Below are 21,396 nucleotides of genomic sequence, written 5' to 3'. Positions count from 1 at the left end.
ATATCACTATAACATGAGCCGCAATCAACGGAAGAAAACGAAACTAGGTAGATTCAAATTTACTTCTGTGCTATTCAGCACGACGCTCTCACTTTTTATTTTGGGCTTGTTTGGGGTGATTGTAATCCAAGCAAAGACCTTGACAAAAATTATCCGGGAAAACATTGAGATCCAAGTTTTCCTAAACAAGAATCTGGAAGAAAAAGATATCCAACGCATCAGTACTACCTTAAAAAACAAACCCTATATCATCCAAAAGGAGGATGGTTCGGGCTTTAAATACATTTCACAAGAAGAAGCTGCCAAAGAGTTTTTGGAAAACACAGGGGAAGATTTTACTAAGTTTTTGGATGACAATCCACTCCGGGACTCATTTACTTTGGCCATTGCAGAAGAATACCAAACATCCGAACTAATTGCCGACATCGTAGAGGAGTTAAGACTTATCGAAGGAATTTTTGAAGTTACCTACATGGCAGATTTGGTGGACTCCATCAATCAAAACCTAACCAAAGTAGCCTTGGTATTGGGTGGCTTCGTATTGATTTTGATCTTTACAGTGATCATGTTGATCAATAATACTATAAAATTGGCCCTGTTTTCACAGCGTTTCCTTATCAGAAGTATGCAGCTTGTAGGGGCTACACGAGGATTTATACGAATGCCATTTATTTCAAGAGCATTTTTATTTGGGATTGCCTCTGGAGTATTAGCCTCAGCTTTACTATATGGAATTATAGAGTATACCAAAGCGAATATAGATGGTTTTGCTTTGTTGCAGGATTACACTTTGCTCTATGCCTTATTTGGAGGGTTGGTAGTGATAGGTGCAATCTTATCGGTCTTGAGTACCTTGCAAGCAGTTAACAAGTATTTAAACATGTCTTTGGACGAATTATATTAAGATGGAAAATTCACACATGCCTTTTTCAAAAAAGAACTACCAATTGATGTTGATTGGACTTGGGATCATCACCTTGGGTTTCGTCCTCATAGGTTTGGACAAAGAACCTCATGGGTTTGGATTTTTGGGCTTAACCCTTGGACCAATCGTGACACTTGCTGGATTTATTTTTCAGTTTTACGCTATTTTCCACAAACCGAGTAATAAATAATCATGGATTTAATCGATGCTATCATCCTTGGAATTATTCAAGGATTGACAGAATTTTTGCCTGTTTCGTCCAGCGGACATCTAGAATTAGCCGGGGCCTTACTTGGAGAAAGTAAGCTACCGGAAGAAAGTCTGTTATTTACTGTAGTCTTACATGCAGCCACCGCCTTGGCGACGATAGTGGTTTTCAGAAAAGACATTGGGGAAATTTTAGCTGGTTTGTTCAAATTTCAATGGAATGAAGAAACCCAATTCTCTGTAAAAATCATCTTGTCCATGATTCCGGCTGTGATCATCGGATTGTTTTTTGAAGAGCAATTGGAACAGTTTTTTGGAGGACAAGTCATGTTTGTGGGCTTTATGTTATTGGTCACGGCAACCCTACTATTTTTGGCCGATAAAGCCAAGAATACAGATAAAAGCGTTAGTTTCAAGAACGCTGTCTTGGTAGGACTTGCACAAGCCGTTGCCATGCTTCCTGGTATTTCTCGTTCGGGAGCTACTATCTCAGCTTCCGTGTTGTTGGGAATTGATAAAAGTAAAGCAGCTCGTTTTTCTTTCCTGATGGTTGTTCCCTTGATTTTGGGAAAAATGGCTAAAGACATTTTAGATGGAGCACTTGCCTACAACAGCGATAGCTTCGGCTATCTTTCTGTAGGCTTTGTAGCTGCTTTTATTTCAGGTTATTTTGCCTGTACCGTGATGATCGCATTGGTGCGCAAAAGTAAACTGACGTACTTTGCCATTTATTGTACCATTGTCGGTTTAATTGCCATAGCAGCTGGATATTTTAATTAATCAAGTAATCCCAAATTTGATGGAACAAATCCCCTACGGAGAAGTATTCTTGATTAATAAACCTTTGGAATGGACCTCATTTGATGTGGTCAAAAAAGTACGCAATGCACTCAAGATTAAAAAAGTGGGGCATGCAGGCACATTAGACCCTTTAGCAACCGGTCTATTGATCGTCTGCGCCGGCAAAATGACCAAGTCCATCGAAACCTTTATGGGGCAGGAAAAAGAATACACGGGCACCTTCGTCATCGGAGCGACAACCGAAAGCTTTGACCTAGAAAAGGAAGTCATTCCTGTTGCAGACCCCTCTCATATTTCCTTAGAAAATGTGATGGATGCCGCAGCCCAATTAACCGGCGAAATCATGCAAGTACCGCCCATGCACTCTGCTATCAAAGTAGATGGCAAACGTGTATATGAAGCAGCACGAAAAGGACAAGAAGTCATCATTGAGGCCCGGCCTGTCAAAGTTTCGGTTTTCGAAATCACCAAATTTGAAAACCCTGTCATCCATTTCCGTATAGTATGCAGTAAGGGTACATATATCCGAAGCCTTGCTCGGGACTTGGGGGAACTGTTGGGTGTAGGCGCCTATATGTCTTCCCTATGCCGAACAAGAATCGGTGAATTTCTGTTGGAGAATAGTGAGGAATTGCCCGAGCTTATTACCAAAATTAAGGAACGTACTTCATGAAGATATACGAGGGATTAGCAGATTTTGCCCCAATCACCAACGCTGTTGTCACGAGTGGAACCTTTGACGGAGTTCATTTGGGCCACCAAAAAATCCTTCAGCGCATCCGCAAGATTGCAGATGAAATACAAGGTGAAACAGTCATGATTACTTTTTGGCCTCACCCACGATTAGTTTTAAAGCCTGACGATCATCAATTGCGGTTATTAAGCACTTTTGAGGAAAAAGCCAAACTACTCCGAGAAGCAGGCATTGACCATTTGCTCACCATCCCTTTTACCAAAGAGTTTTCCAACCTCTCCTCAGAGGAATTTATTCAAAAAATACTCATTGAAGGCATACAAACCAAGCGGTTGGTGATAGGATACGATCATCGCTTTGGAAAAAATAGAGAAGGCGGTTTTGATTATTTGAAGGCAAATTTGGCCAAGTATCCATTTGATTTAGAAGAAATTGCAAGGGAAGATGTAGATAATGTGGGCGTATCAAGCACCAAAATCAGAAAAGCATTGGAGTCAGGACGTGTGGATATCGCCAATGAATATTTGGGTAGAGATTACGAGTTGAATGGAATCATCATCAAAGGGCAGCAATTGGGTAGATCCATTGGTTTTCCAACAGCCAATATCCATATTCCTCATGATTATAAATTGATTCCTGCTGATGGTGTGTATGCTGTGGAAGTATGTGTAGAAGGTGAACGGTATCAAGGAATGTTGAATATCGGCAACCGTCCCACAGTCAATGGTGACACACGGACGATAGAAGTGAATATATTTGAATTTAGCGGAGATTTATATGACAAACGTGTAAGCGTTTATTTAAAATCTTATCTTCGCTCAGAAGTAAAATTTGAAGGATTGGATTCATTAAAAGCTCAGTTGGAGCAGGACAGGATAGCAGCATTGCAAGTATTGACCAATCATTTAACTAAATCCAAATAACACATGATCAATAAAACTGTAGCGAATGCAGCAGAGGCGGTGAAAGATGTTTTCTCCGACGCTGTGCTGATGTTTGGCGGTTTTGGGTTATCCGGTCTTCCGGAAAATTCCATTGCTGCACTCCTCGAAAAAGACCTTAGCGGTCTTACCTGTATTTCCAACAATGCCGGTGTGGATGATTTTGGTATCGGTCTGATGCTCAAAAAACGCATGGTAAAGAAAATGATCTCTAGCTATGTCGGAGAAAATGCTGAATTTGAACGTCAACTCCTGAGTGGGGAACTGGAAGTAGAATTGATCCCTCAAGGGACCTTAGCTGAGCGTGTACGTGCCGGAGGAGCAGGAATTCCTGCTTTTTTCACTCCTGCAGGCGTAGGAACAGAAGTAGCGGAAGGAAAAGAAATCCGTGAATTTGACGGGAAATTATACTTAATGGAAAGATGGTTGAGAGCCGATTTTTCATTTGTCAAAGCGTGGAAAGGAGATACTTCCGGAAATTTGATTTTCAAAGGAACTGCCAGAAACTTTAATCCTATGATGGCAGCAGCTGGTAAAATCACCATTGCAGAAGTAGAAGAATTAGTTCCTGCAGGAGAGTTGGATCCTAATCAGATTCATACACCTGGAATCTACGTACAACGGATCTTCCAAGGTGTGAACTATGAGAAGCGAATCGAACAACGAACCATCAGAAAATCCTAAAAGCCATGTTATCAAAAGATCAAATAGCCCAACGCATCGCACGAGAGGTGAAGGGTGGACAATATATCAACCTAGGCATTGGAATCCCTACCTTAGTAGCCAATTACATTCCTGAAAACCTAGAGGTGGTTTTACAATCAGAAAATGGTCTATTGGGAATAGGTCCATTTCCTACGGAGGCTGAAATAGATCCTGACTTGATCAATGCAGGAAAGCAGACCATTACCATGGTTAAAGGTTCTGCTTTGTTCAGTTCAGCGGAGTCTTTCGCCATGATACGTGGTGGTCATGTACAGTTGACTATTCTAGGTGCCATGGAAGTATCCGAAAATGGAGATATTGCCAATTGGAAAATCCCTGGAAAAATGGTGAAAGGTATGGGAGGAGCAATGGATTTGGTGGCTTCTGCAGATAACATTATTGTGGCCATGCAGCATTGCAGTAAAGATGGTAAATCTAAATTGCTAAAAGAATGTAGCCTTCCGATTACGGGTATCCGTTGTGTAAAGAAAATTGTATCCGATTTAGCAGTTCTCGATGTACTGCCTGAGGGAGGTTTCAAATTATTGGAAAGGGCACCGGGAATTAGCGTAGATGAAATCATAGCCAAGACCGAAGGCAAACTGATAGTAGAAGGAGAAATTCCTGAAATGAAGTTTGACTAAGTGGTTTAAAATATTCATTAAAAAATCCCAAGTTAAGATAACTTGGGATTTTTTTGATTAGACTTTTTTAGGAGGTAAATCAAATGCAACTGCGGTATGTTCAAAACCATTGCGATGAGAGCCATCACAAAATGGTTTATTGTTGGAAAGTCCACAGCGACAAAGCCCTAAGACTGTTCTTCCTTGAAGACCATAGGCATTCCCTTGATTATCGACTATTTCAAAATCTCCCTCAATTTTGAGTGAGCCATTTGGATTAACTGTTATTTTTGTTGACATAATGCGTTTTTTCTTCAAATACGCTATACAATCTCAAATTTCAAATAGTTCATGTAAAATATTTATTTGCTAACTTATACTGGCCTCGGAACTAATATCCTAGAAGTCAAGTATGCAATCCCATTTTTAAAACTTGCTCCATTGAGGTTAACAACGACCTCCCCTCCAGAACCATCTACAATAAAGCCTCTAGGAGGATTGGTTGTTCGTCGAAGTATAATCGGCAAGTCAGTTATAGTTCTAAAAAGGTTATCCCCCTCAGGAAGACTTTGAAACCTTACCACTTCGTTAATAACATGGTAGGATAAGAACGCCTCCAAAACATCTTTTCCTGCTATTTCAATAGCCTCCTCCAATGAATTTGTATTATATGCCTCACGAAAAGCTGTAAAAGCACCTGGAGAAGGTTCCAAAAATGTGATATCTTCCATTTGTTCTAATGATTCCCAAAATTCAGGGATAGCATCGAGGAGCACATCCATATCAGGATTTTGAATATTTCTTAGATACTCTATTAATGTCATGGCCTCTTCTTCCACCTCAAGCTGAGGTTCCTCCTCTGAAACGCAAGAAACTATTGTGGCAAATCCGAGAATTACCAGTAAAACGAAGTATTTCTTTAGGTTTAGCATACTATTTTTTCGTTGGTTTATAAATTAACAATCGAATAAAATAGCAAAAGGTTACAAAATAGACTAAAAAAAACACCAAATCTAAATTAACATCCTAACAGAATACTAATTATGACTTGGTGAATTATCAAATTTAAAGAGACAATTAGAGTTTACATTTCAACTGCCTCAAATGCTGGTTTTAGTGGAATTTCTTTACTTTCTCTTGCTCTGCCACCGTCGAAAAATCTCTACTCAATCGCTCTGCATATTCATCTAATAACTGTAGCACACGTTCCTTTGAATCTGACTTCACAATCAGGCCAGCATGATAATCCAAAGGCACTCTGAAGCACACTTCAGGATCATTAAAATTAGAGAGATCTGGATCCTGGAACTTAGAAAGCGTCAACACAATACCCGCATAGCCTTTTTTCACGGATGGTAATTGATAACCTAAACCTTTTGCTTTAGCATCCTCAATCAAGGCCCACTCGGACCATAAATTTACATCAGAAGCTGCATCCACCATTTCCGCCAAATGCGCCCCTCCTACTCTTGAGGAAGTTTCCAAGAAGTAAATCTTTCCATCTTCCCGTCCTTTGATAAATTCGGTATGTGCAGCACCAGTTTTCATCCCGAAGGCTTTCATAACTTGTTTATTTGCCTTTTGAATGGCTTTGTCATCGGCAGAACCGTATGGAATGTTGGCACTTCTGAAAATCCCCCCACCTTGGGAAATCTCCATAGGTGTAGCCAAATAGCGTGAAACCACGCAGAATATCACTTTATCATCCAAATTTAAGCTATCCGCATGGTAAACATCTCCGGGCATAAACTGCTCTACCAGATACCTTACTCGGTTGTCTCCCAACTCATGGATATTAGCCCATAAACTATCCTTATCATGTACTTTGATGATTCCGTGAGCGGAAGCCTCTGAGCGTGGTTTGAGCACCCAAGGAGCGGGAACAGTATCTGCAAAATGATTGATTTCTTCGTCATTGAACAAGGGAGAAAAAGGGGGAACCAAGACTCCCTCATCCTTGGCTTTCATACGCATGGCCAACTTATCACGGAAGTAGCGCCCAGTGGTCTGACCCATACCTGGAATTCTAAGGCTTTCTCTCAGAAAGGTTGCCTTCTCTACATCATAATCATCCAGGGCTACAATTGCATCGATTTTATTAGCTTTCATAACACCAGCTACTCCGATCAATAGCCTGTCCAAATCCCAATCTAAATCCTGACCCGGCATATAGAAAATCTCATCTATATATTCGTGCGGCCAAGCACTATCGCGTAATTTTTCAGATGTCACCAAGAATACTTTATTCCCGGCTTTTTTTAAGGATGTCAAAAAGGCACCTCCTTTAAAATAGTTAGAGATGCACAAAAAGGTTTTAGGTTTGCTGCTCATGGTTTAAAGATTTTTCAACAATTTAAGGAATAAATGCACACCATACGCAGTAGCATGCTTGGTTTTTGCAAATTCAGAATCTCCAAAAGCTGTCCCGGCAATATCTATATGTGCGTAGGCCTCATGCCCTTCGGTGAAAAATTCCAAAAATTTGGCTGCAGTAATAGCCCCTGCAAAAGGCTTTCCATGATAATTCTTGATATCTGCGATGTCCGAATCCATCTCTGACTGATAAGTGTCCCACATCGGTAAAGGCCACATGCGCTCACCCACTGCATCTCCAGCTTCTTGCAATTGCTTGAGCAATGCTTCATTCTTTGAAAATAAGGCTGCACAGGAATACCCAAAAGTACCCACAGCACTACCTGTCAAGGTAGCAAAGTCAATCAAGAGCTCAGGCTTATAATTTCTAACCATATAAGTCAGGCCATCGGCCAAAATCAAGCGCCCTTCAGCATCTGTATCTATGACCTCAATTGTTTTTCCACTGTAACTACCAATCACATCTGATGGCAGATAAGCGTTTGAATCCACTGCATTTTCCACACATGGAACAATAGCTGTTACTCGATGAGGAACGCTCAAAGAAGCTACCAATTGTATGGCTCCCAAAACGGTGGCGGCTCCTCCCATGTCGCATTTCATGTGAACCATCCCTTGGGTTTTGATATTCAGACCACCCGTATCAAAGGTAACCCCTTTCCCAACTAGACCTACATGCTTTTGTGCATGCGATGGATGATAATCTATGATAATAAATCGCGGTGCCCGCTTACTTCCTTGTCCGACCGAAAGAAACGCTTTCAAGCCCTGTTCTCCCGCCTGAACCTCATCCAAAACCTGCACCGAAACACTCGCTAGCTTACCTAGATTAAGTGCCCAATCTGCCAAAAACTGTGGAGTCACGGTATTGGCAGGTAAATCTACCATTCGGAACGTCTCCAACTGGGCCGCTGCAATCTTCTCCGCTTGAATCAATAATGCATCTGCGTTTTCTAATTCGGTTTTGATTACAAAACTCAAGGAACTCCAATCCTTCAGACCCAAGTCTCCACTTTTGAAATGGGACAAACGATAAGTCCCTAATTTAAGACCTGTTACCATTGCCTCAAGCATCCAAGCATCCGACGCAGATGACAAATCGAGTACATGAGACCCGTTGAGAAGATCAGAATTTTTTGCAGTTAATCGTCGGAAACTGTTTTGAACAGACTTAAAATCCGGTTCTTTTCCTAAGCCAACCAAAATAAAAAGTTTTCCCAATGACTCAAAGGAGTACATACTGTCTTTCTTGCCTGCAAAAAGGTTTTTATTGATCACAAAAGAGTTGTCTTCCCAAGAAAACCGAATGCTTTCTGACTCCAAAAATGGCACAATTATTCCCGAAATATCGAAAGAGGTACTTGCAGACTGAATTGAAAATTTCATATAAGATTTATTTATTTGAATCACTAATTATTCCTCCTCGGAATCTTCTAGGACATCCCCCGCCCGATCTGCAAAAAACAACCACTCCACAGCCTTAGGGAATTCATCGGACCAATAGGTTTCAGAATGTTTTCCTTCCATATTGATGGATAATTGGATATTCATCTTGGACTGAGCCCCTTCATGTTTGAGCAGTTTCTTTCGGAATTTTTTTACGTGCTTGACCATGGTCTCAGACTCGTCTCCACCTGCATACAGGTATATTTTTGTTTCCATAGGTTCAAAAAAATCCAAAAAAGAAAATTTGAGTTTTGGAATAACCCATAAGGAGGGTGAAAAAACCATGAGCTTTCCAAAAACTTCTGGATACATTAACCCTGAGAAAATCGTAATCAAGCCCCCCATGGAACTCCCTCCTATCCCTGTATATTGACGCTCTGGTTTGGTTCGGAAATTTTTATCTACAAAAGGCTTCAGTGTGTCTGCCAAAAAACGCATGTACTTCTTTCCTTGCCCTTCTCCTAGCAGCGTTTTTCCAACATTGTACTCTACAATACGTTCCTTTTCGGCATGTTCAATGGCAATCACGATGATTTTTCCAATACCATAATCAGACATGACGGCCAATTTCTTATCAATCTGCCAATTCCCATAGGGAGAATTTTCATTAAATAGATTTTGGGCATCCTGCAAGTACAAGACTGGGTATTGTTCATCCGAAGTATCATAATCATGCGGCAACAATGCCCAAACTTTACGCTTTTTGTTCAGTTGAGGAATCTCAAACTCTTCGGATATCAAGTGAACCTTCGGTAATTGAGAGGGTCTATAAGGCAACCAGTTTTTCCTCCATCGGGGCACATATTCTTTCTGTGTACCACTCTTCTTTTGACAGAAACGATTGGGGGTTTTGTTTCCATAGCGATCGATCTCTACCTCAGACCAATCTCCTTTTGTGAATTTATATACCAATTCTTCCGGAAAATGAAAGTCGGACGAAAACTGGTATTGATACTGCCCTTTGGTCAGGCGCTGCATCATAAATCGCCTGTCCTGAGTTTGCCAGTTATTGAAATTTCCGGAAAGATATACAGGCCTAGGATCATCCTCATCTGTCTGAAGCAGAATGGTCAAAGAATCTACCGATAATGTTTCTTCCTCGGTAGACTCCAAAGGCTGTTGACTATCTGAATGCATGTGTAAGTACCTGTGAATAATTTATTTAGTTAAAATCTTACGGGAGAAAGTCGCTGCAATGGTTCTTGGATCATAATATAGGACTCACCTTCTTTGGCGTGGCAAGCATTACAGGCAGATGTAAAAGCTCGGAAACCGATGATAAATTCTTCTTTATTTTTCTTCTCGATAATTGCCTCTATGGCAGGAATAGCTTCTTCCATAAATGCTTCGGCTGATTCTGCCCTAACAGGTCTTCTTTTCAAGCCATCCTCCATCGCTTCGATGATGTGCTCTATTTGATGCTCCGCATAGCCCCAGTTTTCATCCATACCGGCCCAATAAAGTTCAGAATAACGGTAGGAAACTTCCACCATGGTTTTGCTAAACCCACCTAACTGATGGGCGATCTCATCAAATTTTTCCTGATTAGTGCCTGTAAGCCACCCATCTTCTCCATGTGAAGAGTTAGTGTCTGCTGGTGTTTGGCAAAATTGAAATAGAGCAAGAGTAATGCCCGCTAGTATAAATTTTTTCATGGTATAAATGATGTGTTTTTTAACTGCAAGGTATGCACAGCTGCTACACCAGCTGTCTCGGTCCGTAAGCGTGATTTTCCCAGAGAACATGGCAAGAAGTGATACTGAAATGCCATTTCGATTTCTTCTTTAGCAAAATCCCCTTCTGGTCCAATTAATACCATATAGGATTGATTTGGTTCAGCTTTTTCAAACAAATGTCTGGTATTTTCCTCATCAATATAGGCAATAAATCGCTGATATGTATCAAAACGTGCCTCTTTCAATACTTCCTCCAATGGTTTTAAACCATTGATCTTAGGAAAATGGTATTTCAAACTCTGCTTACAAGCTGCGATCACCTTTTTTTCCAATCGATCCATCTTGAGAAAAACCCGCTCCGAGTGCTTGGATTCGATAAAAGTAACCTCATGAACTCCAATTTCTGTGATTTTTTCTAGCATCCATTCCATTCGATCTAGATTCTTCGTAGGACAAATGGCCAAATGAATATGGAAATCATCTTCCGGCTGATAGTGACGTTGCTCTACCTGTATCCTTGCCTTTTTGGGATTAGCATCGATGATAGCCCCATGGAGCAAACATCCTTTCCCATCAGTAAATTGTATTTTATCCCCTTTGCTTTTGCGAAGCACTTTAATGAGGTGTTTGGATTCTTCAGCATCTAAGTCAAAGGTATTATCCAACGTTTTTTCGTGGTAGAAAAGCTGCATAAGCCGTATTTCAAGTCTTCAAATGGTTGGCTTTACTGTTTATCAGTATGGAGAGTTAAATTTACATAGTCTTGTCGGTAGTGCCAATCAATTTGACAGATAAAAAAAGCACAGCCCCTGCGGAGCCGTGCTTTCTATCACTAACCTTTATAAACTAATTAACCTATAATGAATTTCTTAGCCTTTGGATATTTCCATGTTTACAGACTTACCTTTGATGGTATTGTTTTTCATCACTTTAATGATATGGTCTGCATCCTTGGAAGGTACATCTACGAAAGAGAAGTTATCAAAGATATCGATACCGCCAATGCTTCTTCCTGGTACCCCAGCTTCACCTGCAATGGCTCCTACGATGTCATTTGGTCTAACACGGTCTTTTTTACCTAGATTGATAAATAAGCGTGCCATTCCTGGCTCTCTTGCGACTTTTTCTCTCGGTCCTCTTCTCTCAGAACGGTCACCACCTCTATCGGATCGCTCGGATGTTCTTTCGCGACGTGCACCTCTTTCTGGTCTACCACCTCTATCAAAACGATCCCGCTCTCTACCACCTCTTTCTGTACGCTCTCTTCCACTTCGCTCTCTACCAAGATCGATTTCAAAGTTTTGATCTTCCATTTCATGAACAGCATCAGCCATTTGAATTTTGATCAATCCCATCATCACTTGCTCCATGGTCAAACCTTCAGCCAACATCTGACCGATCGTTTCTTCATAGAAGCTATTATCTTCTTCCTTACTCAATTGCTTATAGACATCCTTAATTAATTGATCCTTTTTCAAGGCAATCAAATCTTTTACAGATGGTGGAGACATTTTGGTAATGGAAGTCTTGATGAATTTCTCCAAATCTCTCAGTTTGAATAAATCTTTTCTTCCAGTAGCAAAGCTAATAGCAGCTCCAGATTTACCAGCACGACCGGTTCTACCAATTCTATGCACATAATTCTCCTCATCCAATGGTAGATCAAAATTGAATACTGCTTCTACATTGTCCACATCTATACCTCTTGCCGCTACATCAGTAGCTACTAATACAGACACATGACCTTTACGGAATTTAGCCATTACTTTGCTTCGCTGGGCTTGAGATAAGTCCCCATGCAATGCTTCTGCCATAATGCCTCTTGCAATCAGTTCTTCTGTCACTTCATCTGTGGTACGCTTGGTATTACAGAAAACCACACTTAACGCAAACTGATTTAAATTGATCAAACGTGACATCAACTCAAGTTTTAGAGGTGATTTTACCTCATAATATACTTGAGAGATATTTTCAACTGTCAATTCTTTTCTTAAAACTTTAACAATCTCTGGATTAGACTGGTACTTTTTAGTTAAGTCCATGATTGGCTTAGCCATCGTAGCAGAGAAGAATACTGTCTGTCTTTCATCCGGACATTCGCTCAAGATGGTTTCGATATCATCTCTGAAACCCATGTCCAACATTTCATCTGCCTCATCCAATACAATGATTCCTACATGATCCAATTTCAATGTACCACGTTCCATGTGATCCATGATACGACCAGGAGTACCAACGACAATATGTACACCTTTTTTCAAGGATTTGATTTGTCTGTCGATAGCTTCTCCACCATAAATACAAGTAGAAGAAAGCCCTCTTTTGTATTTTGATAATTTTACAATTTCACCTTCTACCTGAACGGCTAACTCACGCGTTGGGCATAAGATTAGCGCTTGAGGCTTGTTGAAGTCTGTATCAACCTGATCGATGATTGGAATAGCAAAAGAGGCTGTTTTACCAGTACCAGTTTGCGCCTGTCCAATGACATCACGGCCACTAAGCAACAAAGGGATAGATTGTGATTGAATGGTAGAAGGATGGGTATAGCCCATATCTTCTACTGCCTTAAGGATCTCTGCAGATACCCCAAGGTCTGAGAATAATAATTCTTTTTCCATGAAATTTGCCTTACTTTTCTGAACCATGAGCTCCTGAAGTAACCCAAGTCAAGCGACAGTAAGGAAACCACGGTTAGAAAAATGTTATTGTTTAAATCGGGTGCAAAGATGTGGGAAATAAATTGGAAAACCAAATTCCATTCAAAAGTTTTTGAAACAATGTAAGGGAAAACTCTGAATATTTTTTATAAAATTCGGCAGTACTCCTTTTTCAAACCAACAAAACGAAATATAATTCCTTAAAAGAAGGTAAAAATCAGGTAAATTATTCTGATAATTCAAAAATCCCACAGAGCTATTGAAACACAATGTTCTGTGGGATTTTACTTATCCATCGTTGGATATATTCATTCTATTAAATGAAAAATTCCAATTACATGTATTTTCCTGCGAGCGTATTGACCAATTCAATGTATTCGGAAGCTGCCTCATCCTTCTCTTTTCCTTTCAAAGCCAACCAAGCATTATACTTGGCAGCGGCTACGAAGTCGAAACCTCCTGGTCGTTCGCTTGTGTTATCTCCTTCCGTGGCTTGTTTGTACAAACTGTATAATTTCAACAACTCCTCATTACTTGGTTTGCTGGTAAATTTTTTGGTTAAAGCTACTGCTTCATCTAAATTAGTTGCATTCATAAGAAACTCATTTATTAATTTTGGGTTTCCAAATATACAGAAAAAAGATTTCACGTAGGCATTAAACGGACCATAAACTAAAAAAGAGACCAAGTTTTTCAACCGGTCTCTTTTTTAAAGTAAAAGGCTTGCTTATCAAAGCATTATTACCTCTTGTTCATAGAAACATAATCGCGTTCTGTTTCGCCTGTATAAATCTGACGAGGTCTTCCGATTGGTTCTCCATTCTCTCTCATTTCTTTCCACTGCGCAATCCATCCTGGAAGACGCCCCAAAGCAAATAGCACCGTAAACATGTCTGTTGGGATACCTAAAGCTCTGTAGATGATTCCTGAGTAGAAGTCAACGTTTGGATATAAGTTTCTATCGATGAAATATTGATCATTCAAAGCAGCGTATTCCAATTCCTTGGCAATGTCCAATACTGGATCATTGACTCCAAGTTTACCTAATACATCGTCGGCAGCCTTCTTAATGATTTTCGCTCTTGGATCAAAGTTTTTGTACACCCTGTGTCCAAAGCCCATCAAACGGAATGGATCATTTTTATCTTTTGCTTTATTCAAATATTTCTGAGCATCGCCACCATCAGCTTTGATAGCTTCTAACATCTCAATTACAGCTTGGTTAGCCCCACCATGCAAAGGACCCCATAAAGCATTGATACCCGCAGAAATCGCTGCGTAGATACTAGCTTGAGAAGAACCTACAATACGAACGGTAGAGGTTGAACAGTTTTGCTCATGATCTGCATGCAAGATCAATAATTGATCCAAGGCTTTGGCAACAACTGGATCTACATCATAACGCTCAGCTGGCAGCGCAAACATCATTTTCAAGAAGTTGGAGCAGTAGTCTAAGCTATTATCTGGATAATTCACAGGGTGCCCAACTTCATTTTTGTAAGCCCAAGCGGCGAATGTTGGCATTTTTGCCAAAAGACGGATAATGCTAAGGTTAACTGCCTCTTCATTTCTATTTGGGTCCAATGACTCTGGATAGAATGCAGTTAAAGAACAGATCAAGGAAGACAATACGCCCATTGGGTGAGAATTGGAAGGAAAACCATCCAAGATCTTCTTGATATCCTCATGCACCAACGTATGTGTAGTGATATCTCTGCTGAATTTTTCGTATTCCTGCTGGGTAGGCAATGAACCATATATCAATAAATAAGCCACCTCAAGGAAAGATGACTTTTCAGCCAAATCCTCAATTCTGTAACCTCTATATCTTAAAACTCCTTCCTCTCCATCCAAAAAAGTAATAGAGCTGGTAGTTGAACCCGTATTTTTGAAACCTGGGTCAATGGTAATTAATCCGGACTGTGCACGAAGCTTTCCAATATCGATCGCTTTTTCGTTTTCCGTACCTTCAATAACAGGGAGTTCGTACTCCTTGCCTGCATAAGATATCTTAGCAAATTCAGACATATATGTTTTGTTTATTTACAGTTTATTGTTTTCCTGATACTTTAACTTAATCTGAGCCCTTAAGTTAGTAAAATCGGGTATTTTTTGCACGATTAATTACACAAGTGACAAGCATCTGTGTACAAGTACAAAATACACCTATATTTAACGTTTTGCTTAGTCTCCAACAAACCTGCTGATTTCAGCGAAATTTAGCTGATTTCATAGGCTACGCAAATCAATTTACCAACGAATCTCTTTTAAAAAGGTTAAGTGTTTGCTATAGTTTTTTAGCATAAAAAAAGCCCCGTAGGGCTCTGATTACTTACAGAAATGCTCGAAAACCTCCACTAAATGGTCGCCGATCATTTTAGCATTTCTACCTTCGATATGGTGCCTTTCGATGAAGTGAACTAATTCACCATCTTTGAACAAGGCCATGGAGGGAGAAGATGGAGGATATGGCATGTGCATCTCTCTCACTTTTGCTACTGCATCGCGATCGTTTCCAGCGAAAACGGTTGCCAAAGTAGTTGGCTTTGCATCACTTTGCTCCAATGCATAGCGAACACCCGGTCTGGCAGCACCTGCTGCGCAACCGCACACGGAATTGATAACAATAAAGGTGGTTCCTTTATGGTCTTTCAAATGATTTTCTACATCTTCGGCAGTCCTGAATTCTTCGAAACCCACATTGGTCAATTCAGAACGCATGGGGGCAATTAAATCCTCTGGGTACATATGCTACTGTTTTTTATATTTAAAGAAATCCTAATTCTAATTTTGCTGCTTCGGACATCATATCCTGAGAATAGGGAGGATCAAAAGTCAACTCCATCTCTACATGATTGACACCTTGGATATGCTGTATCTTATCTTTGATCTCGGAAGGAATGAATTCTGCGGAAGGACAATTAGGTGAGGTCAGCGTCATCAAAACGTACACATTGTTGACTGGGTAAATACTGATTTCATAAATCAATCCTAACTCATACACATCTACGGGTATTTCAGGGTCATATACCTGCTTGATTGCGGCAATTACCTTTTCTTTCAATTCCTGAGAAGGTATCTCTTTGACTGTCGTTGTGGTTTCTGGCATATTATATTCCTGCGTTTAATTTGGCATCAAATGCCAATGCATACAATTTCATTTGTTTGATCATCGCAGACAACCCATTGGAGCGTTGTGAACCGATGATTGAGCCCATACCGATTTTGTCAATAAAGTAAAGATCAGCAAAGGCAATTTCTGAAGGTTTCCTGCCAGATAATACCCTGATCAATAAACTGATCAATCCTTTGGTAATATCTGTATTGGAATCTGCATGAAAATGTACTTTTCCATCTTTCTCACTGGCTGTCAACCAAACTTTGGATTGACAGCCTTTGATGATATTATCCTCTGTTTTTTGTTCATCGGGAAATACATCCAAATTACCTCCCAATTCCATAATATAGAAAATGGTAGATTCTTTGTCATCCCCTAGTATCTCAAATTCACTGATGATTTCTTCCTGAACTTCCTTGATATCCATCATTTGTTTTTGATTCGTGCGATTTTTTGAACAGCATCTGCCAAAACATCGATTTCCGATTTGGTATTGTAAACAGCAAATGAAGCTCTAACAGTTCCCTCCAAACCCAATCGTTTCATCAATGGTTGTGTACAATGATGTCCTGTTCGCACAGCTATGCCTCTCGCATCCAACATCACCCCAACATCAAATGGATGCATTCCATTAATACAGAATGAAAGTACACTCACCTTATCTTTGGCTACCCCAACAGGAATAAAGCCTTTGATTTCTGAAAGCTGTGCCACTGCATGTTGAAGAAGTTCATCTTCATGGGCCTTAATTGCATCTTTTCCTAATTCTTGAATAAAATCTAAGGCCTTTTTGAACGCAATCACATCTCCAATATTTGGGGTACCTGCTTCAAACTTGAAAGGAATCTCATTATAGGTAGTTCCATCGAAACTTACTTCCTTGATCATTTCTCCACCACCTTGATAAGGAGGCATAGATTCCAAGACCTCCCTCTTACCATACAACACGCCCAATCCTGTAGGGCCGTATAATTTATGTGCAGAAAACGCCAAGAAATCACAATCTAACTCCTGCACATCCACCTGTAAGTGAGATGTGGATTGCGCCCCATCCAACAACACCTTCGCTCCTACCGCATGTGCCTTTGTGATAATTTCCTTCACAGGATTGATTGTGCCCAAGGCATTGGACGCATGTACAATACTCACCAGTTTGGTACGATCAGAGAGCAATTTCAGAAACTCCTCATATTCGATCTCCCCAGCATCGTTGATAGGGATTACTTTGAGTATAGCACCTTTTTCCTGACAAAGCATTTGCCATGGAACAATATTGGAATGATGTTCCATGGTGGAGATAATGATTTCATCTCCTGCACCGATAAACTTGCGGCCAAAAGTAGCGGCCACGAGATTGATACTCTCGGTAGTTCCTTTGGTCAGGATGATTTCTGCTGCTTCTTTAGCGTGAATAAAATCCCGAACTGCTTCCCGTGTACTTTCGAAGTATTGGGTAGATCGGTCAGCCAAAGCATGTGCTCCTCTATGGATATTGGCATTATCATGCTGATAATATCCTGTTAAGGCATCAATCACCGCTTGTGGCTTTTGTGTAGTAGCAGCGTTATCAAAATAAACAAGAGGCTTGCCATGCACTTCCTGATGAAGTATAGGGAACAAGCCTCTTAACTTTTCTATATCTAGTGACATTTCTCTTAAAACTGAGTTCCCAATCGCTCCGTTACCAATTGGGTAACGTAAGCTTTGAAAGGCTCATCGGAAATAAATTCCAACACCTCTCCTGCAAATGCATAAAGCAACATGCCCTTTGCCTGCGTCTTATCCAACCCTCTCGCCTGTAAATAGAACAAGGCTTCCTCATCCAACTGACCTGTAGTGCATCCGTGGGAACATTTTACATCATCTGCCCAAATTTCCAATTGTGGTTTCGTGTTGATGATGGCGTTTTCAGAAAGCAAAATATTATTGTTTTGCTGAAATGCATTAGTTTTTTGGGCATCTTGTCTAACGAAGATTTTCCCATTGAATACGCCACGCGAACTATCTGTCAAAATACCTTTGTACAATTCGTTTGAGACCGCATGAGGCATGGTATGGTCTACATTGGTATGATTATCCACATGAGTCTTGCCATTCAACAAATACAAGCCATACATATTTCCCTCACAACCCGAGTCCAATAGATTCAAGGTCAAGTTATTCCGAATCATATCCGCAGCTAAAGAGATTTTTACCGAAGTAAAAACCGCATCTCTATGGATATCCGTTTCTAACGTATCCATAAGGATAGCTTTGGAAGACTGATTTTGTAAACGGAAGAATTTAACATGACTTCCCGCAGCCACCTTTACTTCTGTCAAGGCATTGGAGAAATAAACTTCCTCATCCAAGGAAACTGCATATTCCAATAAAGTTACCTGAGCAAGCTCATCCACCTGCACCAAGAGACGAGGTACAACTAATTGACCTTCATTCGCCTGATTGAAATGAATCAATAGGATTGGTTTTTCAATAACTTTTCCTTTCGCTACCGATATTTTGATAGCTTCCTTAAAAGTGGCAGTATTAAGATCTGCAAATGCATCTTTCCCTGGCTTGGAGATTGTACCCAACAAACCATCTTCGGAAACCACATCCACTGTGTAGTTTTGAGTGATTTTAGAAAGCGTTTGATTCCATTTTCCATTGGTAAACACCAATATATCACCTTCAAAGTCAGCAAAAGTGTGAGCATACAAAGTTGCTTGATCGATAGAAAAAGGCTGAGCAAAACTTTCGCTCGTCAGGCTATTCTCTACTTTCTTACTCAGATTGGTAAACTTATACTCCTCTGCTTTTGCAGCAGGAAAACCTTGATTCTCCAAGTTCTCGATCGCCTGCTGACGGATAGAAGTAAAACCTCCCGAAGTCTGAAACAAAGATTGAACTTGTGTAAATAATTTACTTGTTGTCGCTGTCGTCATCATTGATAGTAGATTTATACAGAGGCAGATTCAACTTCTTCCTTAATCCAATCGTATCCTTTTTCTTCCAACTCTAAGGCCAACTCTTTGCTACCGGATTTTACGATTCTTCCTTTATATAACACGTGTACATAATCAGGAACAATGTAATCCAACAATCGCTGATAGTGTGTAACCACGATGGTGGCTGTTTTATCTGACTTTAATTTGTTTACTCCATTGGATACAATTCTCAAAGCATCGATATCCAAACCGGAGTCAGTTTCATCCAAAATTGACAATGTTGGCTCTAACATCGCCATTTGGAAAATTTCATTTCTTTTTTTCTCACCACCTGAGAAACCTTCATTCAAAGATCTGCTTAATAATTTCTGGTCAATTTCCACCAACTTCATCTTCTCCTTCATCAGTGCCAAGAACTTTACTGCGTCCAATGGATCTAGACCTCTGTATTCTCTTACTTGATTAACCGCAGTTCTCAAGAAATTGGTTGTAGATACTCCTGGAATCTCAACTGGATATTGGAAAGCCAAGAAAACACCTTCTCTTGCACGATCCTCGGGAGCCATATCCAACAAATCTTTATCTTGGAACACAACCTCACCATCAGTGATTTCATATTCTTCTCTGCCTGCCAAAACAGATGCCAAAGTAGATTTTCCAGAGCCGTTTGGACCCATGATGGCATGAACTTCTCCTGCTTTTACTTCCAAATTGATACCTCTCAATATTTCATTTCCATCGATAGAGGCATGAAGATTCTTTATAGATAACATAGGTATGTAGTTTTCAAATATATAGTTTAGATTAACCGACTGAGCCTTCTAAAGTCAAGGCAAGTAATTTTTGTGCCTCCACGGCAAACTCCATAGGGAGCTGATTCAATACTTCTTTTGCATAACCGTTGACGATCAAGGCTACTGCATCCTCAGTAGAAATCCCTCTCTGATTACAATAGAACAACTGATCTTCGCCGATTTTGGAAGTAGTAGCCTCATGCTCTACTTTGGCAGTCGAGTTTTGAATATCAATGTAAGGGAAGGTGTGTGCACCACACTTATCTCCCATTAATAAAGAGTCACATTGGGAGAAGTTGCGCGCATTATCAGCACGTTTCATCACCTGAACTTGGCCTCTATAGGAGTTTTGTGATTTTCCGGCAGAGATACCTTTGGAAACAATTCTAGAGCGGGTATTTTTTCCGATATGGATCATTTTCGTACCCGTATCTGCCTGCTGATAATTATTAGTCACCGCAACTGAGTAAAACTCACCTACAGAATGATCCCCCTTCAAAATACAGGAAGGATATTTCCAAGTCACGGCTGAACCCGTTTCAACTTGGGTCCAGGAAATTTTTGAATAATCTCCTGCGCAGATCCCACGCTTAGTTACGAAGTTGTAAATACCACCTTTGCCTTCCTTGTCTCCCGGAAACCAATTTTGAACAGTTGAGTACTTTACTTCTGCATGCTTGTCTGCATAGATTTCAACTACTGCTGCGTGCAACTGATTTTCATCTCTTTGGGGAGCTGTACATCCTTCCAAGTAAGAAACATAAGAACTCTCTTCAGCTACAATTAGTGTACGTTCAAATTGCCCTGTATTTGCTGCGTTAATTCTGAAATAGGTAGAAAGCTCCATAGGACAACGAACACCCTTAGGGATATAGCAAAACGATCCGTCAGAGAATACAGCAGAGTTTAAGGCTGCATAATAGTTATCACCTACAGGAACAACTGAACCAAGGTATTTCTTAACCAATTCGGGATGCTCCTGTACAGCCTCCGAGAAGGAACAAAATACAATTCCTAACTTAGATAATGTATCCTTAAAAGTGGTACCCACAGATACAGAGTCTAAAACAGCATCCACGGCAATCCCTTGTAGTCTTTTTTGCTCATTGAGATTGATACCCAATCGCTCGTATATCTGTAACAATTCCGGATCAATTTCATCTAAGCTTTTTGGTTTTTTAGCCTGCTTTGGGGCAGAATAATAACGAATAGCTTGAAAATCTACTTTTGGATAATGAACATTTGCCCATTCAGGTTCTTTCATGGATTTCCACACTTCAAAAGCTTTCAATCTCCACTCCAACATCCATTCCGGCTCTTCTTTTTTTGCTGAAATCCAACGGACGATATCTTCGTTGAGGCCGAGTGGTGCTTCATCTGCTTCTAATGCAACAGACCAGCCATGCTCGTATTCCTTAGAGGTTAATTCTTCCAGTATTTGATTATCCTTGCTCATTGGGCTGAATTATTTAGACTAATTACATTTTATGGTGTGAAGATACAACA

24 protein-coding genes are annotated in these 21,396 nt (G+C 40.3%); 7 read left to right on the top strand and 17 right to left on the bottom strand.

The features are described 5' to 3' along the window. Positions 1 to 13: 13 nt before the first annotated feature. From ACXIUD_RS17830 to ACXIUD_RS17800, 7 genes are read left to right on the top strand one after another with little or no spacing between them, the layout of a single operon-like run. Positions 14 to 904 carry a cell division protein FtsX gene (locus ACXIUD_RS17830; protein WP_458054003.1) on the top strand — a complete coding sequence of 297 codons (891 nt, stop codon included), beginning with the start codon at positions 14 to 16 and terminating at the stop codon, positions 902 to 904. A gap of 1 nt (position 905) precedes the next feature. Beyond that, positions 906 to 1,115, top strand: a complete 210-nt coding sequence (locus ACXIUD_RS17825; RefSeq protein ID WP_458054002.1) for a DUF3098 domain-containing protein — start codon at positions 906 to 908, stop codon at positions 1,113 to 1,115. Positions 1,116 to 1,117: 2 nt separating this feature from the next. Next, on the top strand, positions 1,118 to 1,912 hold the full coding sequence (locus tag ACXIUD_RS17820; RefSeq protein ID WP_458054001.1) for an undecaprenyl-diphosphate phosphatase: 795 nt from the start codon (positions 1,118 to 1,120) through the stop codon (positions 1,910 to 1,912). A gap of 19 nt (positions 1,913 to 1,931) precedes the next feature. Beyond that, complete coding sequence (gene truB, locus ACXIUD_RS17815) at positions 1,932 to 2,606, top strand: tRNA pseudouridine(55) synthase TruB (RefSeq protein ID WP_458054000.1); 675 nt, start codon at positions 1,932 to 1,934, stop codon at positions 2,604 to 2,606. After that, complete coding sequence (locus ACXIUD_RS17810) at positions 2,603 to 3,550, top strand: bifunctional riboflavin kinase/FAD synthetase (RefSeq protein WP_458053999.1); 948 nt, start codon at positions 2,603 to 2,605, stop codon at positions 3,548 to 3,550. The genes truB and ACXIUD_RS17810 overlap by 4 nt, the downstream gene beginning before the upstream one ends. Before the next feature lie 3 nt (positions 3,551 to 3,553). Then, a complete protein-coding gene (locus ACXIUD_RS17805; RefSeq protein WP_458053998.1) occupies positions 3,554 to 4,252 on the top strand; it encodes a CoA transferase subunit A in 699 nt (232 codons plus the stop codon). Positions 4,253 to 4,257: 5 nt separating this feature from the next. Beyond that, positions 4,258 to 4,917 (top strand): 3-oxoacid CoA-transferase subunit B, encoded by a 660-nt coding sequence (locus ACXIUD_RS17800; protein WP_458053997.1) that lies wholly within the window; start codon positions 4,258 to 4,260, stop codon positions 4,915 to 4,917. 57 nt (positions 4,918 to 4,974) lie between these two features. Here the strand turns inward: ACXIUD_RS17800 and ACXIUD_RS17795 are convergent, their stop codons facing one another. The 17 genes from ACXIUD_RS17795 to sufB all read right to left on the bottom strand — a co-directional run bounded on the left by ACXIUD_RS17795 (position 4,975) and on the right by sufB (position 21,346). Then, positions 4,975 to 5,199, bottom strand: coding sequence for a CDGSH iron-sulfur domain-containing protein (locus ACXIUD_RS17795; protein WP_458054014.1), 225 nt, complete (start codon positions 5,197 to 5,199; stop codon positions 4,975 to 4,977). Between the two features lie 71 nt (positions 5,200 to 5,270). After that, positions 5,271 to 5,828 (bottom strand): fasciclin domain-containing protein, encoded by a 558-nt coding sequence (locus ACXIUD_RS17790; protein WP_458053996.1) that lies wholly within the window; start codon positions 5,826 to 5,828, stop codon positions 5,271 to 5,273. Positions 5,829 to 6,009: 181 nt separating this feature from the next. Then, the gene (locus tag ACXIUD_RS17785; protein WP_458053995.1) at positions 6,010 to 7,227 is read right to left on the bottom strand and encodes an ATP-grasp domain-containing protein; all 1,218 of its coding nucleotides are present in this window, start codon (positions 7,225 to 7,227) and stop codon (positions 6,010 to 6,012) included. 3 nt (positions 7,228 to 7,230) lie between these two features. Then, positions 7,231 to 8,655, bottom strand: a complete 1,425-nt coding sequence (locus ACXIUD_RS17780) for a leucyl aminopeptidase family protein (protein WP_458053994.1) — start codon at positions 8,653 to 8,655, stop codon at positions 7,231 to 7,233. A gap of 27 nt (positions 8,656 to 8,682) precedes the next feature. Beyond that, positions 8,683 to 9,852, bottom strand: a complete 1,170-nt coding sequence (locus tag ACXIUD_RS17775) for an alpha/beta hydrolase-fold protein (RefSeq protein WP_458053993.1) — start codon at positions 9,850 to 9,852, stop codon at positions 8,683 to 8,685. Positions 9,853 to 9,881: 29 nt separating this feature from the next. After that, positions 9,882 to 10,370 carry a hypothetical protein gene (locus ACXIUD_RS17770; RefSeq protein WP_458053992.1) on the bottom strand — a complete coding sequence of 163 codons (489 nt, stop codon included), beginning with the start codon at positions 10,368 to 10,370 and terminating at the stop codon, positions 9,882 to 9,884. Next, entirely contained in the window at positions 10,367 to 11,083 is a 717-nt protein-coding gene (locus ACXIUD_RS17765) for a 16S rRNA (uracil(1498)-N(3))-methyltransferase (protein WP_458053991.1), read from the bottom strand. The genes ACXIUD_RS17770 and ACXIUD_RS17765 overlap by 4 nt, the downstream gene beginning before the upstream one ends. 177 nt (positions 11,084 to 11,260) lie before the next feature. Further along, complete coding sequence (locus ACXIUD_RS17760; RefSeq protein WP_458053990.1) at positions 11,261 to 13,012, bottom strand: DEAD/DEAH box helicase; 1,752 nt, start codon at positions 13,010 to 13,012, stop codon at positions 11,261 to 11,263. A 373-nt stretch (positions 13,013 to 13,385) separates the two neighbouring features. Then, positions 13,386 to 13,646 (bottom strand): acyl-CoA-binding protein, encoded by a 261-nt coding sequence (locus ACXIUD_RS17755; protein WP_458053989.1) that lies wholly within the window; start codon positions 13,644 to 13,646, stop codon positions 13,386 to 13,388. A gap of 146 nt (positions 13,647 to 13,792) precedes the next feature. Continuing rightward, positions 13,793 to 15,079 carry a citrate synthase gene (locus tag ACXIUD_RS17750; RefSeq protein ID WP_458053988.1) on the bottom strand — a complete coding sequence of 429 codons (1,287 nt, stop codon included), beginning with the start codon at positions 15,077 to 15,079 and terminating at the stop codon, positions 13,793 to 13,795. A gap of 300 nt (positions 15,080 to 15,379) precedes the next feature. Next, the gene (locus ACXIUD_RS17745) at positions 15,380 to 15,799 is read right to left on the bottom strand and encodes a BrxA/BrxB family bacilliredoxin (protein WP_458053987.1); all 420 of its coding nucleotides are present in this window, start codon (positions 15,797 to 15,799) and stop codon (positions 15,380 to 15,382) included. Between the two features lie 19 nt (positions 15,800 to 15,818). Beyond that, positions 15,819 to 16,160, bottom strand: coding sequence for a DUF59 domain-containing protein (locus ACXIUD_RS17740; RefSeq protein ID WP_458053986.1), 342 nt, complete (start codon positions 16,158 to 16,160; stop codon positions 15,819 to 15,821). 1 nt (position 16,161) lies between these two features. After that, a complete protein-coding gene (locus tag ACXIUD_RS17735; RefSeq protein WP_458053985.1) occupies positions 16,162 to 16,599 on the bottom strand; it encodes a SufE family protein in 438 nt (145 codons plus the stop codon). Next, positions 16,596 to 17,819, bottom strand: coding sequence for a SufS family cysteine desulfurase (locus ACXIUD_RS17730; RefSeq protein WP_458053984.1), 1,224 nt, complete (start codon positions 17,817 to 17,819; stop codon positions 16,596 to 16,598). Before ACXIUD_RS17730 ends, ACXIUD_RS17735 begins: the two co-directional genes overlap by 4 nt. 5 nt (positions 17,820 to 17,824) lie before the next feature. Beyond that, on the bottom strand, positions 17,825 to 19,096 hold the full coding sequence (sufD, locus tag ACXIUD_RS17725) for a Fe-S cluster assembly protein SufD (protein ID WP_458053983.1): 1,272 nt from the start codon (positions 19,094 to 19,096) through the stop codon (positions 17,825 to 17,827). 11 nt (positions 19,097 to 19,107) lie between these two features. Further along, positions 19,108 to 19,869: a Fe-S cluster assembly ATPase SufC gene (gene sufC, locus ACXIUD_RS17720; protein WP_458053982.1), complete on the bottom strand. Its 762-nt coding sequence runs from the start codon at positions 19,867 to 19,869 to the stop codon at positions 19,108 to 19,110. A gap of 31 nt (positions 19,870 to 19,900) precedes the next feature. Further along, positions 19,901 to 21,346, bottom strand: coding sequence for a Fe-S cluster assembly protein SufB (gene sufB, locus ACXIUD_RS17715; protein ID WP_458053981.1), 1,446 nt, complete (start codon positions 21,344 to 21,346; stop codon positions 19,901 to 19,903). Between the last annotated feature and the right edge of the window lie 50 nt (positions 21,347 to 21,396).

This window comes from Mongoliitalea sp. (assembly GCF_054166905.1).
The sequence above is the reverse complement of the archived record's forward strand: the minus strand, read 5'-3'. Positions and strand labels throughout refer to the sequence as shown.

Bases quoted from the DNA above. Each gene is read 5' to 3' on its own strand.
- ACXIUD_RS17830 (WP_458054003.1), top strand. From the start codon at position 14: ATGAGCCGCAATCAACGGAAGAAAACGAAACTAGGTAGATTCAAATTT.
- ACXIUD_RS17825 (WP_458054002.1), top strand. From the start codon at position 906: ATGGAAAATTCACACATGCCTTTTTCAAAAAAGAACTACCAATTGATG.
- ACXIUD_RS17820 (WP_458054001.1), top strand. From the start codon at position 1,118: ATGGATTTAATCGATGCTATCATCCTTGGAATTATTCAAGGATTGACA.
- truB (WP_458054000.1), top strand. From the start codon at position 1,932: ATGGAACAAATCCCCTACGGAGAAGTATTCTTGATTAATAAACCTTTG.
- ACXIUD_RS17810 (WP_458053999.1), top strand. From the start codon at position 2,603: ATGAAGATATACGAGGGATTAGCAGATTTTGCCCCAATCACCAACGCT.
- ACXIUD_RS17805 (WP_458053998.1), top strand. From the start codon at position 3,554: ATGATCAATAAAACTGTAGCGAATGCAGCAGAGGCGGTGAAAGATGTT.
- ACXIUD_RS17800 (WP_458053997.1), top strand. From the start codon at position 4,258: ATGTTATCAAAAGATCAAATAGCCCAACGCATCGCACGAGAGGTGAAG.
- ACXIUD_RS17790 (WP_458053996.1), bottom strand. From the start codon at position 5,828: ATGCTAAACCTAAAGAAATACTTCGTTTTACTGGTAATTCTCGGATTT.
- ACXIUD_RS17785 (WP_458053995.1), bottom strand. From the start codon at position 7,227: ATGAGCAGCAAACCTAAAACCTTTTTGTGCATCTCTAACTATTTTAAA.
- ACXIUD_RS17780 (WP_458053994.1), bottom strand. From the start codon at position 8,655: ATGAAATTTTCAATTCAGTCTGCAAGTACCTCTTTCGATATTTCGGGA.
- ACXIUD_RS17775 (WP_458053993.1), bottom strand. From the start codon at position 9,852: ATGCATTCAGATAGTCAACAGCCTTTGGAGTCTACCGAGGAAGAAACA.
- ACXIUD_RS17770 (WP_458053992.1), bottom strand. From the start codon at position 10,370: ATGAAAAAATTTATACTAGCGGGCATTACTCTTGCTCTATTTCAATTT.
- ACXIUD_RS17765 (WP_458053991.1), bottom strand. From the start codon at position 11,083: ATGCAGCTTTTCTACCACGAAAAAACGTTGGATAATACCTTTGACTTA.
- ACXIUD_RS17760 (WP_458053990.1), bottom strand. From the start codon at position 13,012: ATGGAAAAAGAATTATTATTCTCAGACCTTGGGGTATCTGCAGAGATC.
- ACXIUD_RS17755 (WP_458053989.1), bottom strand. From the start codon at position 13,646: ATGAATGCAACTAATTTAGATGAAGCAGTAGCTTTAACCAAAAAATTT.
- ACXIUD_RS17750 (WP_458053988.1), bottom strand. From the start codon at position 15,079: ATGTCTGAATTTGCTAAGATATCTTATGCAGGCAAGGAGTACGAACTC.
- ACXIUD_RS17745 (WP_458053987.1), bottom strand. From the start codon at position 15,799: ATGTACCCAGAGGATTTAATTGCCCCCATGCGTTCTGAATTGACCAAT.
- ACXIUD_RS17740 (WP_458053986.1), bottom strand. From the start codon at position 16,160: ATGCCAGAAACCACAACGACAGTCAAAGAGATACCTTCTCAGGAATTG.
- ACXIUD_RS17735 (WP_458053985.1), bottom strand. From the start codon at position 16,599: ATGATGGATATCAAGGAAGTTCAGGAAGAAATCATCAGTGAATTTGAG.
- ACXIUD_RS17730 (WP_458053984.1), bottom strand. From the start codon at position 17,819: ATGTCACTAGATATAGAAAAGTTAAGAGGCTTGTTCCCTATACTTCAT.
- sufD (WP_458053983.1), bottom strand. From the start codon at position 19,096: ATGATGACGACAGCGACAACAAGTAAATTATTTACACAAGTTCAATCT.
- sufC (WP_458053982.1), bottom strand. From the start codon at position 19,869: ATGTTATCTATAAAGAATCTTCATGCCTCTATCGATGGAAATGAAATA.
- sufB (WP_458053981.1), bottom strand. From the start codon at position 21,346: ATGAGCAAGGATAATCAAATACTGGAAGAATTAACCTCTAAGGAATAC.